Consider the following 14,676-nt stretch of genomic DNA (forward strand, 5'->3'; position numbering starts at 1 on the left):
GATGCGATGACCGCAACCCGTCCGCGGGGAATCCCATGCGCGTGCTCAACTCGCGCTGATGACAAACACGCCTGCGCAGATCAACACCACGCCCAGGGTGCGCAGCGGGGTCACCTGCTCCCCGATCAAGAATCCAACCAGCAACGCCAACGCGAATCCAAGGCCTTCCAACGGGTAGGCCTTGCTGACGTCCCAACGCGCCAGCACCCACAGCCAGACGACGGCGCCGAGGGTGTAGAGCGCAAAGCCGCCGATGATGGCGGGATTGAGCATGACGGTTCCTGCCACGTGCAGCGCAGCGGGCTTCGCCAAGGCCGCTTTGACCGCGACGCTCGACATGCCCGCCTTGATCAGAAACTGCGCGGTGACAGACAGCAGAACGCAGCCAATCGCAGCGAATGTCGTGTTCATCGGCTCATCCGCTCGCTATTCTTTGGTCACGATCGCAGGGGCAACGAGAGTGCGCTCTTTGCGCATTGCGCGGCCGAGCTTCGGGATCTTGGGCAACGCCTTCGACGGACAGCCCCGGAACGGGGCCGGGTACCAAGGGCCTGCCGGCCGGTCCGCCGCGACCGGCTCGCGGTGATCGGAGGATGACTCGACCAGACCCGACACCGGACCTCGGCTCGCGAAACGAGCAGGCTGTCGCGCCTGCTCCAGGATTTTCGCGAGGATCTGCGGCACCTCGAAAACAGCACGGTTCTCGATCCGGCGCACCCTGGCTTGGTACTCGGGCAGGTTCCGCGTGATGTCGTCGACCGCTGCGCTGATGGACCGAAGACTGGGTCGCACGACCCCCAGGCCGTGTTGGCGCACCCACTCGGTATTCCAGCGCTCCTGCGGCATGGTCCAGGCATTGCGGGTCACGATCACCGGCAGTCCCTGGTGAACCGCCTCGCTCAGACTGCCCGGTCCCGGTTTGCCGATGAAGAAATCGGCCAGCTGCATCCATCGCGCAACCTCGGTCGTGAAGCCGACGACGACACGCGGCGCCTGTGACGGCAGAGCGCGGAGCTGCGCCGCCAGCTTCTCGTTGCGACCGCACATCAGGATCAGCGGGGTCTTCGGCAGACGAGCGGCGATGCCTTTCATCGCCCGCGACCCGGTGCCGCCGAACAACACCAAACCCGTCGGTGTCGCCGCATCCAGTCCCACGCGCAGTCGCTCTTCGGAGCGTGCGATAGGCGCCTGAGTATAGAACTCCGGGCGCAGGATCATCCCGCTGCTGCGATACACGCGGTCCGGCGCGCAGCCGGCGGCCACGGCCTGCGCGTACGCGTACTCGGTACCGCACACCAGATGCTGAGCGAGGTCCGGCTCGATCCAGAAGTGCGGCGGGTGGTCCGCCATGTCGGTGAGCACCGTGACGAATGGCACGGCCGGGTCCGCCAAGGCCAGACTGTCATGCAGCACGCGGTTGAAATTCGGGATCAGCGAGACGACGAGATCGGGTCGGGTCGTTCGCCAATGCAACGCCAGCCGCTGCACCATGAGTGCATGCGTCCAGCGGATCATGCCTTGCAGAAGCTTCAGCTCTTGCGTCAGCCCGAGCGTAAAACCGGTCGACAGGCGCCGATTGTAGATCTCTTCGGGCTCCATCCCGGTGACGCGGCGAAAGTATCCGAGCGGATCCAACACCTGTACCAGGTTGACCTTGCGCACACGCCAGGGCAAACCCTGATCTTGGATGGCCTGCTCCAGTGCCAGCGCTGCGGCGCGATGACCACCGCCCGCATTGAACCAGATCAGATCGACGGTTTTCATGAGGGTCGTCTTCGAGCGCGGCGGCGAGCCGAGGCGAGGCACGGGGATCTGTGGCGTTCAGCCAGCTGGCGAAGAGTCACGACGCGAGGTTCCAGGCGGCTGGGCCACATCCGGTCAGGGTAGGCGGGATTATCGACGGTTCCGGTGACAATCGTGTGACGCCCGTCGATGCGGGTCATGCAATCGGTCACCACCACCGAGCCGTTCAACCTAGATCCGGCAGTTGACCGCTTCGTGCTTCATGCAAGGCTTTGACTGCCTTGAAGATCGTGGTCGTCCGAGAGCTCACCCGCCGGGTGACGGCCGCTACGCCCCCTGGAGCACGCCCCGCGCGGCGCCCGGCTGCGTTGCAACTCGTTGGCGTAGAACCACTACGCCGCCTCGTTGCGCCTTGCCGGACACCGCGCGGGACGCACTCCAGAGGGCGTTCAACTGCCGGATCTAGGTTCAACATCGAGCGCTGTGTGGAGACGGGGGCGATCGGCTCGGCTAGGCCGCCCGCCGGGGCCCGATCCGATCCCGTGCAATCGAAGCGCGAAAGGCATGCCATCCCGATCCGCGATCGCGAATGGGCCGGTTTCAGACCCGGCTTCAGACCCGGTTTCAGACATAGAGCGGCGCCATGCGCCGCCAATCGTGGCCGCGGTGTGCACGGCCGTCCCACACGTGCAGCGCATGCCAAATCCCTTTCGCCCAGAGCAAGTGGCTGAATCGGCGATTGTGATCGAGAAATGGATCTTCGTTGCCGACCACCAAGGTGATATCCATGCTGCGCAGGGCGCCAAGTCGGTTTGGACAGTCGAGGTTCGCGAGGAACTGAGCGGGGCTGTGGAAGTAGATCAGCTCGTCCCGATGACCGCTGAACAGATCACGGAAGCAGTCCACCTCGTAGGTCAGGTCATAGCGCCCCGAGAAGGCTGCGATCTTCTTGAAGAGATGAGGGTGTCGCAGCGCGATATTCACGGCGTGGTAGGCCCCCAAGCTACAGCCATGCGCGATGGTGCAGGGGTGCGGATTCTTCATCGCCATCAAGGGCAGCACTTCGTTGAGGACATAGTCCTCGAAGGCACAATGCCGGCGGATGCGATCGGCGGGGTGACACCAATCGCAGTAGAGCGACTCCCAAACGATACTGTCCACACAATAGAGCTGAAGCTGGCCGGCATTGATCTTATGACCGAGTGCTTCGGTCACGCGCAGATCTTCATATTCGTGAAAGCGCCCATCGCGCGTCGGAAACACGAGAACCTTGGCTCCCGCATGCCCGAAGACCAGCAGCTCCATGTCCCGGCCGAGCCGGTCGCTGTACCATCGGTGGTATTCGCGATTCATTTTTGACCTCACAGCGGCGCGAAGAAGGCCCAGAGCTCGGCAAGCAGATCCTGTGTCTGGCGCGCCCGCCCCGGATAGTCGAAGTGTCCTGCGTCGAGCACGAACAGGCGCTTGTCTCCGGGGATCGCGTTGTAGACCGCAAACTGTCCGGGCGGCGCCACGGCCGGATCGAAGCGGGCGGCGGCGACATGCATCGGTTGGCGGATCGACCGCGCAGCGACCGCCGCATCGTAATAGGCGACGGTATCGCCGATTCGACTTTGGGTACCGACGCAGCGTTGGACGGCAGCCGCGCTGCCGATACTGGGTAACGCAAGCCGCAAAGGCTGGTGACCGAAACTGGGTACGTTGAGGTGCCCGCGTGCGATGCGCGTATCTCGGGCCATCGCCATGGCTCCGATCCCCCCGCCGAAGCTGATGCCGAGATACCCGACATGGCCGGCCAACTCCGGAAAGAGCAGAAGCAGGGTCGAGACCCCGACCCACAGGTCATCGACGCAGCCGCCCAGGATGTAGTTGTCGCGACTGTCGATATCGTGGAGCACATGCCAATTGGGGTCCGCCGAGATCGGCGGGCGCTGGCTGCGGCCGAGACCTCGGAAGCAGGGCACCAGATAGACACCGTCGTCGCGGGGAAGGTCGTAGGGTGGAGCGTCGATGCCGCCGTAGCCGTGCCCCACCACGAATCCTCGCCGAGGCGAGCCAACGCGCGGTGTCAGAAGCCAGCCGCGAATCGGGAATCCGCCGGTCGAGTCATATTGCAGGTCGTGGACTCGGAAACGCGGGTGAGTCTCGCGTGAAATGCTCAAGCGGGGGTTTGGCTCGACCGTCGATGCGCACGCGTAGCGCTTGCGCCAGAAGGCACCGAACTCGGCGGGCTCGGGCGGCGGCTCTACAGCCAGTAGCGCATCCAGGCTATAGCCGTAGCTTGGATCAAATGCAAAGCCGTGGGCGAAAGGCATCGCAGGGGGCTCGTCGAGCTTGGATCTAGGCGCAGAGTATGCGGCCGAGGGTGTGCCGATGTCGCCGCCCGCTACCCGCGGGTGCTCTTTCGACGCTGGTACCTCGTTCCACCGTGTTTTGCTGAGCACGCAAAATAAGGTGGAACGAGGTACTCGGCAGGCACCTGAAGCCGAGACCGCTCTCCGACGCCAAAAACGACAACGATCGCGTCCGCGACAACGCGATCCGTCTTATCCCGGCGAAAAGCGCCTCGGGCGAATCTCCTGATGCGGCGAGCACGCGACCCCCGCGGGGCTTACACGGAACGACGAGCCTGGGGCCCGTCAACCAGCGCGCCCGCCACGAAACCACGACCAAGACGCTCTTCCCGATCCTGGCAGGGTGCGCAGCGAGTCGCGTTCGGCACACAGATCAAACGCTTCGCAGGAATCATATCGCCGCAGTCGAGACAGTGCTCGCGACCTGCGACACGGCTTGCCTGATCACGCATTGCGGCGACTGCCAGTGCAGTCAGCTGATCGATTCGAAACTGCGTAAGGTCGAGATCATCTGCAAAGCGTTCCAATGTACCTGCCCCCGAATCAGTGACGGATGGCCTGAGCATCGCAGATGGCCGTGACAAACGTATGACTTCCCGCCCGTTCGACGGATCACGGGCGTCGACGATCGGGGCGGCACCCAAGAGACCGGTACGGAGCGCGGAACGGTCGATCGCCGTCGTGCATGGCCGCGCCGCCATGCGGGAACCCTTCCTGAGTAGAGCAATCGAGCGGATGCTGTTACGCTCGGAGATCGCCCTAAACCGCGTCAGCTCCAGCGGCCGTCAAGTCGGCCGGGGCCGATCCCATCCAAGAACATCGCATACCGCGCTTGGCGCGGTTTAAAAATGGGATCCGACGCACGCGATCCCCTCCCCAACCTCTTGACGGGGCCCGGCAGTCTCGACTGTCTCGGCACCGAACCGCGAGATCATGACGATGGCCAAGACAAACTATGCGTTCGAGAAACGTCAGCGCGACCTGCAAAAGAAAAAGAAAAAAGAGGAGAAGCAGAAACGCAAGGCGGAAAACAGCAGCACCCAATCCGAACCGACAGATGTCGAGCAACCCGAGGGCGACCTGCCGGAGACCGACGCCGGTCAGGGCTCGAGCTGACTTCCGAGGATGCCGAGCAAGAGGCTACGGACCGGAACGCCCACGCGCGCCTGCGCGGCCTGCAAAGGATTAGGACAAGCGCGATCGACCTGCTAAGGACAATCGAGCCGGGAGCGAGACTCGTCTTCGTCACAACCCTCGGTTACACTCGCGCCGCCAAACAAGGACTATCTCGGCATGTCACTCCCCTTCAGAGAGCATCGGCTCCGTCACCTCGTCACCGACGAGCTTCACGCCCGCACCTTCGAGCCACTGCGCGCACCCGAGCGGGTCTCGCACCTTGCCGCGGTTTCGGGCGAGCGCGGGAGCGGTCGCAATGTCGAGCATCTCAAGCGACTGCTGGCCCACTACGGGCTGCCGATCCCGGTGACGGTCGATCAGCACTATTGGGTCGATCTCGGACCCATGCGTCTGCGTTGGGAGCGTCATACCGAATTCGTCACCTACACCTTTAGCAAGCGGGGTGCCTTCACTCACCCCTTTGCCGAGCCGTTGCTCGACGATCTGCCGCAGGACTGGCTGCGCGAGCTGCCCGGCGAGGTGATCACCGCCACATCGCTGGCGATCGAGCCCTGCGATTGGCCGGAACGCGCCAACGAGGAGCTGATCGCGCTCTTCGACGGCAACCCCGTCATCGGCTCGGACGTGGTCGGGGGTGCGGGGCGTGCGTGGTCGGATCATAAGATCCATGCCGACGGGTACTCGTGGATCCTCTTGCGCGACTGCGGTCTGTCCGACAATCAGGCCGGGCGACTGGCCAAACGCGTGTTGGAGATCAACGCCTACCGTGCGATGGCGCTGCTCGGGTTTCCTCTGGCACGGGGGGTGTCTGCGGCCCTCAGCGACGCCGATCGTCGCCTGGCGATGGTGGCATCGCGCCTGTCGCGTCAGGGCACGTCCGATCAGCCGGCCTTCGAGAGCGAGCTACTTGGCGAGCTGACCAGCCTCGCCGCGGATATCGAGGCGGTTTCGGCGCGAACCACCTATCGCTTCGATGCCTCCCGTGCCTACTACGGGATGATCCAACAGCGCCTCGAGCAGCTTCGCCAAAACCGGATCGAAGGCCTGCAAACCCTGTCGGAATTCCTCGACGCACGCTTGGCCCCGGCGGTCGCGACCTGCGAGGCCACCCAACGTCGCCAACACGATCTGGCCGAGCGAGCGGCCCGTATTACCAGCCTTTTGCGCGCCCGTGTGGATGTCTCGCTGCAGGAGCAAAATCGGCGGCTGCTGGAGTCTATGGATCGCCGCGCCCATCTGCAGGTACGCCTGCAAGAGACCGTCGAAGGACTGTCGGTGATTGCGATCGGCTACTACGGCGTCGGTCTCATCGGATACGCGCTCAAGGGCCTGGAGAGCGGCGGCGCGCCGATCGACGCCTCGCTCTGGATGGGGATCGCCCTCCCCTTCGTGATCGGATTCGCCTGGTTCGGCCTCAGACGGATCAAGCGGCGCCTTGCCGGATCGGAGTGATCCCGGCTGCGCATGCCCGGAAGGCATCCAGCACCTGACGTCGCAAGTCTCGAGCAAACCGTCGCGGACTTTTTCGTGGCCGTTGTCGTTGTCGTAATCGGATTCCGGACGACCACGACAACGAGCAGAGCCCTCGAGCGCTTTTCTCGGTTCGGCTCTGCCGGTAGATCCTTTCCCCGAAATCACCTTAAACCGCGCCAGCTCCAACACACGTGAAGTCTGCCGGGGCCGATCCCATCCAAAAACACCCCATACCGCGCCGGGCGCGGTTTAAGCATCCGAGCGCTTGAACCAACCGCGCTTGGCTGCAACGGGCCTGACCCGCGCCTGTAAGCGCTTGGCGAGGGCGAAACGGCGCGCGTCGTCCTCGTCTTCGACCAGTGCCTCGAGATTTGCGATCAGAGCGTCCGCGGCAGCCTGATCCCCGCGCGCTCGGCTCAGCATCGCCAGTGCGCCGTAGAGCACGAAGATGTCCTGCACGTGCAGGCTCGGACTCTCGTAGAGCCCCTCCAGCAAACGCGCGGCTTCGTCGAGATCGCCGTCCTCGATCAGCATGACGGCCAGGTTGCAGCGCGCAAAGATGTAGTCCGGATGACGCGCAACCGCATCGCGAAGCAGGTCTCGCGCCTCCTGATCGTGACCCCGAGCGCTGAGGACCGCGGCGAGATTGCCCAGTGCGACACGATGACCGGGGGCGTGCTCGAGGATCCGCTTCAACAGGATCTCCGCATCCGCATAGTCACGCGCGTTGAAACATTCGATCGACCGTCCGAGGAGCATATCGAGATCCTCGGGAAGATTGCTCGGCACGGGATCGCGTCTGATCTCGGTGTTGATCAACTTCACCTGCGTGACGTGCTCGCCGTCCCAAATCTCGAGCGGCTCGTCGCGCGGCAGCAGACCCTTGTCGTAGAGCGTGCGAAGAAACCCGAAGCGCGTCTGCTTGGTTCCGATCGGCAGGCGCGCAAATCGTTTCAGACGCTCGGCCGCACCCGGATCGCCCCGTTCGGCGCGGTATTGGAGGATGAAGGCGACCAGACCGCGCAGGCCGTCGTCGCCGCCGACATAGAGTGCATCGAGAAAGTCGTTGGAGGCCGTCACCTTCGCGAGGTGCGAAAAGGCGTCGTTCCCGGCATCACGCATCCGGTTCAGCCAGGTCAGCGGCAACGCCTGTCCGAGACCGAACACGGGCGGATAGGCCAGGGCATCGCCCGCGGCGTCGATCACGGTGCGACCCTCGAGGGCGGGTTTGAAATTCGGCAAGTGCGCGAGCGATGCCTTGCAGAGCGCCCGCGCCCGCTTTGCCTCGCCCAGCCGACTCGCCGCGCAGGCGGCCAAATGGCTCAGCATGGCCTGTTGCTGAGGCTCTCCGATACCGAACCAATCAGACCGCTCGACACGGGCGAAGGCGCTCAACGCGGCGTTGTCCTCGCCCAGCAGCAGCAGGGCATCGAGCTGGGGCACGGCATCCTCGACCCGGCGAGCCGTCGCGGCGGCCAAGGGCGTCGTCAGGCCTCGGGCGCCGGTCTCGTCACCCTGATAGAGTCGCAAGCGCGCTGCCCATCCCAAGGCGAAGAGGTTGTCCGGATCCTCCTTCCAAAGCGCCAGGAAGGCCGCCAGGGCATCCTCGATGCGATCGAGATGGAATAGCGACATCGCGCGATTGTTCTTGGCCGGCGTCAGATCGACCCCGTCCAGCCAACGCACCACGCCGGCAAAATCATGCCCGCCCAGATGGAGCTTTCCGATATCGAAGCGCAGCATCTGCTCGGCGGTCGCGCTCGACCCGTCGGGCTGCCGCAGCAGATCCGCGCGTATCGCGGGCGCCATCGGAAACCCGCGCGTCTCGGCACCGAGCGCACGCAGCCGCTCTGCGGTGCGATCCGCCAACATGACATGCCCGAACTGCAGTGCGTACCGAAAGAGCATCTCTTGTGCAGGCAAGCTCTTGGGACGACGCTCCGCCCAATCGAAGGCGGCGATGGCCGCAGCGCCGCTTCCCTGGCTACCCTCCAGCGCCTCCACGAGCAGGCGCCGGGGACCGCTTTGATCCGGGTGGGCCTCGATCAAGGCACGCAGCCGGCGAGCCGCGGTCGCGTACTCCCGGCGCTCCATCAGCCGCTCGATCGCCTTGAGCTGACTCGACAGCACGGCGGAGGCGCCCGTCGCGGGCTTGGACTTGGGCTTGGCGGACTTTTTGGACATGAGAACCTCGAGACCTGAACACTAAACCGCGCCCGGCGCGGTATGTGATGTTTTTGGATGGGATCGGCCCCGGCAGACTTGACGACCGCTGGAGTCGACGCGGTTTAGCACAGATTGCGCTCGGAGCGAGCCGCTCGCCGGCAGCTCAAGCCACCGACCGCGCGGAACCTTCACCATGGCAGAACCGTTCGCAGCGGCGCAACCAGCATCCCGACCAGAAGCGCCAAGACGCAGGCCACCAGGATCAGACGCAGCGCACGCTCGAGGTCGGTCGCCCCGAGAGCGGCCGGCCAATCCGGATCGCCCATATAGGCATCGGTGACGAGCACCCCTCCGTAGCGAATCGGACCTACCAGCCTGACCCGCAGCGCGCCGGCGCAGGCGGCCTCGCTCCAGCCGGAGTTCGGGCTGGGGAGCATGGCGTGATAGTCGCGCGCGGCGCGGAAGGCCAGCCGCGGATGCAGCTTGAGCAGTGCCGCCGCGGCCGCGATCAAGGGGACCGAGAGACGCGCCGGGAGCCAATGGACGAGATCGTCGGAGCGCGCTGCGGCCCAGCCGAAACGGCCGTAGCGTTCGTTCTTGTAGCCGACCATCGAATCCAGGCTCGACACCGCCTTCACCAGGATCAGCCCCGGCAGCCCGAAGAGACAGAGCGCCCACAGGGGCGTCAGGACACCGTCGGTCAGGTTCTCCGAGAGGCTCTCGATGGTCGCTCGCACGATGCCGTCGCGCTCCAGCTGCTCGGTATCGCGACCGACCAGCATCCGCAGCCGCATGCGGGCCTGCGGGGGATCGTCGAGCGCCTCGAGCACCCGGCGTCCGTGATCGAGAAGATCACGGGTGCAGATCAGGCTGTAGGCCATGAAGACATCCCAGCCGAAAGCCGCCCACGGATGCAGCGCGCCGAGTCCGGATCGTACGCCCCACCAAGCCGCCAGCGCGCCTCCGACTACAAGCAACCAATGCAGGACGCCGCCTGCACGCCCCTTCAACCCGACGGCAAACAAGAGGCGCTCACAGGCGAGACTCCAGGCCCCGACGATCCGAATCGGATGAAAACGATAGACGGGATCCCCGATCAGGGCATCGAGGAGACAGGCCGCGAGGACGAGTGCGAGATGCTCGATCAATCCCATTTGCGCGCGAACCCCCGGACAACGGCGAGAGCGGCCAGGCTCCCGCCGGGCAGCGCTTGATGCGGCGCCAGCTCCGTACGCAGCGCTGTAAATTGCTCCGGCTCGAGCGCGACGGCCGCCCCGAGCAATGCAGCCTGGTTCAGGATCGCCTCGCGAGCGACTTCCGCATGCAGTACTCCGGTGCGCACCAGGTCCAGGATCTCGGCCAGACCATAGGCGGCCGCGGCGCTGTGCGGATCATGGACGATCGCCTGAAGATTGGCGGCGAAGACGGCCGCGTCCGGCGCATCCAGCTCGGTCTGCGCACAGGTTCGCAGTGCCGCCTCGTCGCAACCGAAGCGGCTCAAGGCCGCGCAGATGCTTCTCCTGAGCTCGGGCACGATACCGTTTTGCAACAGCAGACAGCGGGTGACCGCGTCATGCGTCGCCCGCCCGAGCAGCTCGCCCAAGGTATTGTGACCGCCCGCCCAATGACGCTCCCATTCGGCCTTGCGCGCCAGCGGGGCGGCGATCGCAATCTGATCGGTCCCGGTCCCGGTCGCAAGCCCCGGGGATTGCAGGCTCGGCATGCGCAGGTCGAGCAGCGCCGTGCTCTTCGCCTCGGTGACCATGGTCGCCGCGCGAACCAGACACGCGGGCATGCAGGGCCGATTGATCAGGACCAGGGTAACGATGGTTCCCGATCCCGCGTCGTCGGGCGGTGGATCGACGACGCCCGGACCCTCGGATCGCGTCTGCCCCGCCGTTTCCCCGCAAGACCCGCGGCGGGCGGGACGGCTGCCCTCGGCCTCCTCGTGCCAAGCGGCCGGATCGCCCGCGCGGACGGCGTTGCCGGTTACCCCGGCGGTGGCGACGACCGTTACGCGAAGATCCTCCGCATCCACGTGCGCGACGACCGCGCACTGCATGTTGGCGGCGGTCCCCATGAGGGCCGTCGTCTCGGGCGGAAGCCCGGCCTCCGAACAGGTCCGGACGTGATAGTCCCGCGCGCCGAGACCGAGAAGCGTCTCGTAACGCGCCGAGTGGGCCACACCCTCGCAGCTCTGGTGGTTCACCAGATGGGTCAGCGATTCGGACATCCCGCCGTTCATCCGACAGGTGGCGAGCACGCGATGCGCACGCGCGAAGGCGACGACGAGATAGCGCCCCTGCCGATGCAGAGCATAACGGTCGGTCTCTTCGAGCAGCATCTGGACCTCGATCACGGGGGCAGTGTGGAATGACCGTCGAGCGACTGCGCCGGCGGACGCGCGAGGCTATCGCAGCTTCAGGCGAGACCGCAACGACGACGAGGCGCGTTGGTCCGAAAGGCGTCGGGGCCAAGGTGTAGACTATCCATGCGTCTAAACCGCGCCTAGCGCGGTATATGATGGTTGAGGATGGGAGCGGCCCCGGCAGACTCGACGATCGTTGGAGCCGGCGCGGTTCGGCGCCGCTCGTTCGGCGATGCCGCCGGACGCTCGATCACACCGCCCGCCAACACGACATCGAGAGCAACGCGCATGGGAAAGCACGAGATAAAGACCTGTCCGCGCTGCGGATCCAGCTTCGAATGCAAAGCAAACCGCGTCGAGCGCTGCGGCTGCCTGAGCGTCGTGCTCAGCGCGGAGGCGCTCGAATACCTCGGCGATCGGTATGGCGACTGCCTATGCGTCGCCTGTCTCGAGCAGGTCAACCGCTTGTGCGGCGCGATGGGCGCTTCGGACGCAGCGCGACGAACGTCCGATTGAGACCTCGAGCGAAGCTCTCACGCGGACCGAATACTAGACGCCGGGTCCGGGTCCCTCGCCGCCCGACCATAGATTGGCCGCTCAAATTCTCACCATTGCAAACTTCGAGCGCTGATATAATCCGCGCTTTGCCCGTGCCGACCGCTTCGACCGCTTCCGGGAAACACCATGACCAACAAGCCCGATATCGATCCCCAAGAGACACAGGAATGGCTCGATTCGCTCGATGCCGTGCTCGAGAACGAAGGCGTCGAGCGCGCCCACTTTTTGCTCGAGCGACTGATCGACAAGGCGCGCCGCTCGGGCGCTTATCTCCCGTTCACCGCCAACACCGCCTACGTCAACACCATCCCGGTGCAGCAGCAGGAACGCTTCCCCGGCGATCGCGCGATGGAACGACGCATCCGCTCCTTCGTGCGCTGGAACGCGATGGCGATGGTGGTGCAGGCCAACCGGCTCTCGACCGAGCTCGGCGGTCACATCTCAAGCTTTGCCTCTTCCGCGACGCTGGTCGACGTGGGCTACAACCACTTTTTCCGCGCGCGCGACAAAGATCACGGCGGTGATCTCATCTTCTTCCAGGGCCACGCGGCGCCCGGCATCTATGCCCGCGCGTTTCTCGAGGGACGCATCAGCGAGGAGCAGCTCTACAACTTCCGCCAGGAGGTCGACGGCAACGGACTGTCGTCCTATCCGCACCCTTGGTTGATGCCCAATTTCTGGCAGTTCCCGACCGTCTCGATGGGGTTGGGTCCGCTGATGGCCATCTATCAGGCACGCTTCATGCGCTATCTGAACGACCGCGGACTGGTCGACACGAGCCAGCGCAAGGTCTGGGCCTTTCTGGGCGACGGCGAGATGGACGAGCCCGAATCGTTGGGCGCCATCTCCTTGGCGGCCCGCGAGCGCCTCGACAACCTGGTCTTCGTGGTGAACTGCAATCTGCAGCGTCTCGACGGCCCGGTGCGCGGCAACGGCAAGATCATCCAGGAGTTGGAGGCGGTCTTCCGCGGAGCCGGCTGGAACGTCGTCAAGGTCGTCTGGGGCAGCTACTGGGACCCCTTGTTCGCCCGCGACAAGCAGGGTCTGCTGGTGAAGCGCATGGAAGAATGTGTCGACGGCGACTACCAGGCCTACAAGGCCAAGGGCGGCGCCTACACCCGCGAGCACTTCTTCGGGAAATATCCGGAGCTCAGGGAGATGGTCGCCAACATGACCGACGAGGACATCTGGCGCCTGAACCGCGGCGGACATGACCCGGCGAAGGTCTATGCCGCCTACGACGCGGCCATGCGCATGAACGGCAAACCGACGGTGATCCTGGCCAAGACGGTCAAAGGTTACGGCATGGGTGTCGCCGGCGAGGGCATGAACATCACCCACTCTCAGAAGAAGATGGGTGAAACGCATCTCAAGGCCTTCCGCGACCGCTTCAATATTCCGATCTCGGACGACCAGATCGGCGCCGCGCCCTTCTACAAGCCACCGCAGGACAGCCCCGAGATGCAATACATGCACGAGGCGCGCGAGCGGCTCGGCGGCTTCCTGCCGGCGCGTCGCGACGAGGCCGAAGTGCTGCCGATCCCCGAGCTGGATGCCTTCAAGCCGCTCCTGGAAGGCAGCGGCGACAAGGAGATGTCGACCACCATGGCGCTGGTGCGCATCCTCACCATCCTGGTGCGCGACAAGGCGATCGGCAAGTACCTGGTCCCCATTGTTCCGGACGAGGCACGCACCTTCGGCATGGAGGGCATGTTCCGACAACTCGGCATCTACTCCTCCATCGGCCAGCTCTACGAGCCGGTCGATGCCGATCAGGTCATGTACTACCGCGAGGACAAGAAGGGTCAGATCCTCCAGGAGGGCATCAACGAAGCGGGCGCCATGTCGTCCTGGATCGCCGCGGCCACGGCCTACGCGAACCACGGCCAGAGCATGATCCCCTTCTACATCTACTACTCCATGTTCGGGTTCCAGCGGATCGGGGACCTCGCCTGGGCGGCGGGCGACATGCAGGCGCGCGGCTTCCTGATCGGAGGCACCGCCGGACGCACCACGCTCGCCGGCGAGGGACTGCAGCATCAGGACGGTCACAGCATGGTGGTCGCCGCAACCATCCCGAACTGTGTCGCCTACGACCCGGCCTACGCCTACGAGCTCGCCGTAATCGTCCAGGACGGCCTGCGCCGGATGTATCGGGAGAAGGAAAACGTCTTCTACTACGTCACGGCGATGAACGAGAACTACGTGCAGCCGGCCCTGCCGGAGGGTGCCGAGACAGGGATCCTCAAGGGCATGTATCCGGTCCATCAGGGCGAGGAGCACACCCATCGGGTGCAGCTGCTCGGTGCCGGGACCATCCTGCGCGAGGTCTTGGCCGCGGCCGAGCTGCTTGCAAAGGACTTCAATGTCGGCGCCGATGTCTGGAGCGTGACCAGCTTCAACGAGCTGCGACGCGAAGGCATCGACGCGGAGCGCTGGAACATGCTCCACCCCGACCAGCCCCAGCGTACCACCTATGTCGAGGAGCAACTGGCCGGGACCCAAGGCCCGATCATCGCCGCCACCGACTATGTCCGGACCTACGCCGACCAGATCCGCCCCTATGTTCCGCGACACTACCTGGTGCTGGGTACCGACGGTTTCGGGCGAAGCGACATGCGCAGCCAGCTGCGAAAATTCTTCGAGGTGAATCGTTACTACGTCGTCATCGCGGCCCTGAAGGCGTTGGCCGACGAGGGCGAGATCCCGACCGCGACGGTCTCCGAGGCGATCCGGAAATACCGCATCGACCCGGAGAAACCCAACCCGGTGACGATCTGAACCGCGCTAAACCGCGCTGAACCGCGTCCGTCAGCCCATGCGGCGAGACGGCACGTCGGCCGACGACGAAGAACCAAAGAAGGGCTCGGTCGACGC

General features: G+C 65.0%; 12 protein-coding genes. 4 read left to right on the forward strand and 8 right to left on the reverse strand.

Going from position 1 to position 14,676, the window contains the following annotated elements:
• Window positions 1-45 precede the first annotated feature (45 nt).
• The 5 genes from THIMADRAFT_RS19175 to THIMADRAFT_RS28425 form a co-directional block, all read right to left on the reverse strand.
• Window positions 46-411, reverse strand: coding sequence for a DMT family transporter (locus THIMADRAFT_RS19175; RefSeq protein WP_007194755.1), 366 nt, complete (start codon window positions 409-411; stop codon window positions 46-48).
• Between the two features lie 15 nt (window positions 412-426).
• The gene (locus THIMADRAFT_RS19180; RefSeq protein ID WP_007194756.1) at window positions 427-1,764 is read right to left on the reverse strand and encodes a glycosyltransferase family protein; all 1,338 of its coding nucleotides are present in this window, start codon (window positions 1,762-1,764) and stop codon (window positions 427-429) included.
• 603 nt (window positions 1,765-2,367) lie between these two features.
• Complete coding sequence (locus THIMADRAFT_RS19185; protein ID WP_007194757.1) at window positions 2,368-3,096, reverse strand: esterase family protein; 729 nt, start codon at window positions 3,094-3,096, stop codon at window positions 2,368-2,370.
• Between the two features lie 8 nt (window positions 3,097-3,104).
• Window positions 3,105-4,058 (reverse strand): acetylxylan esterase, encoded by a 954-nt coding sequence (locus THIMADRAFT_RS19190; protein ID WP_007194758.1) that lies wholly within the window; start codon window positions 4,056-4,058, stop codon window positions 3,105-3,107.
• A gap of 296 nt (window positions 4,059-4,354) precedes the next feature.
• Window positions 4,355-4,798, reverse strand: coding sequence for a TraR/DksA C4-type zinc finger protein (locus THIMADRAFT_RS28425; protein WP_324603148.1), 444 nt, complete (start codon window positions 4,796-4,798; stop codon window positions 4,355-4,357).
• 232 nt (window positions 4,799-5,030) lie between these two features.
• Here THIMADRAFT_RS28425 and THIMADRAFT_RS19200 point away from each other — a divergent pair, with 232 nt between their 5' ends.
• Together THIMADRAFT_RS19200 and THIMADRAFT_RS19205 are read left to right on the forward strand one after the other, a co-directional pair.
• Window positions 5,031-5,213, forward strand: coding sequence for a hypothetical protein (locus tag THIMADRAFT_RS19200; RefSeq protein WP_040732528.1), 183 nt, complete (start codon window positions 5,031-5,033; stop codon window positions 5,211-5,213).
• A 177-nt stretch (window positions 5,214-5,390) separates the two neighbouring features.
• A complete protein-coding gene (locus THIMADRAFT_RS19205) occupies window positions 5,391-6,686 on the forward strand; it encodes a DUF3422 family protein (RefSeq protein ID WP_007194760.1) in 1,296 nt (431 codons plus the stop codon).
• 270 nt (window positions 6,687-6,956) lie between these two features.
• Here THIMADRAFT_RS19205 and THIMADRAFT_RS19210 read toward each other — a convergent pair whose 3' ends face one another.
• The 3 genes from THIMADRAFT_RS19210 to THIMADRAFT_RS19220 all read right to left on the reverse strand — a co-directional run bounded on the left by THIMADRAFT_RS19210 (window position 6,957) and on the right by THIMADRAFT_RS19220 (window position 11,217).
• Window positions 6,957-8,891 (reverse strand): tetratricopeptide repeat protein, encoded by a 1,935-nt coding sequence (locus tag THIMADRAFT_RS19210; protein WP_007194761.1) that lies wholly within the window; start codon window positions 8,889-8,891, stop codon window positions 6,957-6,959.
• A gap of 170 nt (window positions 8,892-9,061) precedes the next feature.
• Window positions 9,062-10,027 carry an adenosylcobinamide-phosphate synthase CbiB gene (gene cbiB / locus THIMADRAFT_RS19215; RefSeq protein ID WP_007194762.1) on the reverse strand — a complete coding sequence of 322 codons (966 nt, stop codon included), beginning with the start codon at window positions 10,025-10,027 and terminating at the stop codon, window positions 9,062-9,064.
• A complete protein-coding gene (locus tag THIMADRAFT_RS19220; RefSeq protein ID WP_007194763.1) occupies window positions 10,018-11,217 on the reverse strand; it encodes an adenosylcobinamide amidohydrolase in 1,200 nt (399 codons plus the stop codon). The genes cbiB and THIMADRAFT_RS19220 overlap by 10 nt, the downstream gene beginning before the upstream one ends.
• A 312-nt stretch (window positions 11,218-11,529) precedes the next feature.
• Here THIMADRAFT_RS19220 and THIMADRAFT_RS26320 point away from each other — a divergent pair, with 312 nt between their 5' ends.
• Together THIMADRAFT_RS26320 and aceE are read left to right on the forward strand one after the other, a co-directional pair.
• Window positions 11,530-11,757: a cysteine-rich CWC family protein gene (locus THIMADRAFT_RS26320; protein ID WP_007194764.1), complete on the forward strand. Its 228-nt coding sequence runs from the start codon at window positions 11,530-11,532 to the stop codon at window positions 11,755-11,757.
• A gap of 168 nt (window positions 11,758-11,925) precedes the next feature.
• The gene (gene aceE / locus THIMADRAFT_RS19230; RefSeq protein WP_007194765.1) at window positions 11,926-14,580 is read left to right on the forward strand and encodes a pyruvate dehydrogenase (acetyl-transferring), homodimeric type; all 2,655 of its coding nucleotides are present in this window, start codon (window positions 11,926-11,928) and stop codon (window positions 14,578-14,580) included.
• Window positions 14,581-14,676 lie beyond the last annotated feature (96 nt).

It is taken from the genome of Thiocapsa marina 5811, from assembly GCF_000223985.1.
GTDB classification, from domain to species: Bacteria; Pseudomonadota; Gammaproteobacteria; order Chromatiales; family Chromatiaceae; genus Thiocapsa; species Thiocapsa marina.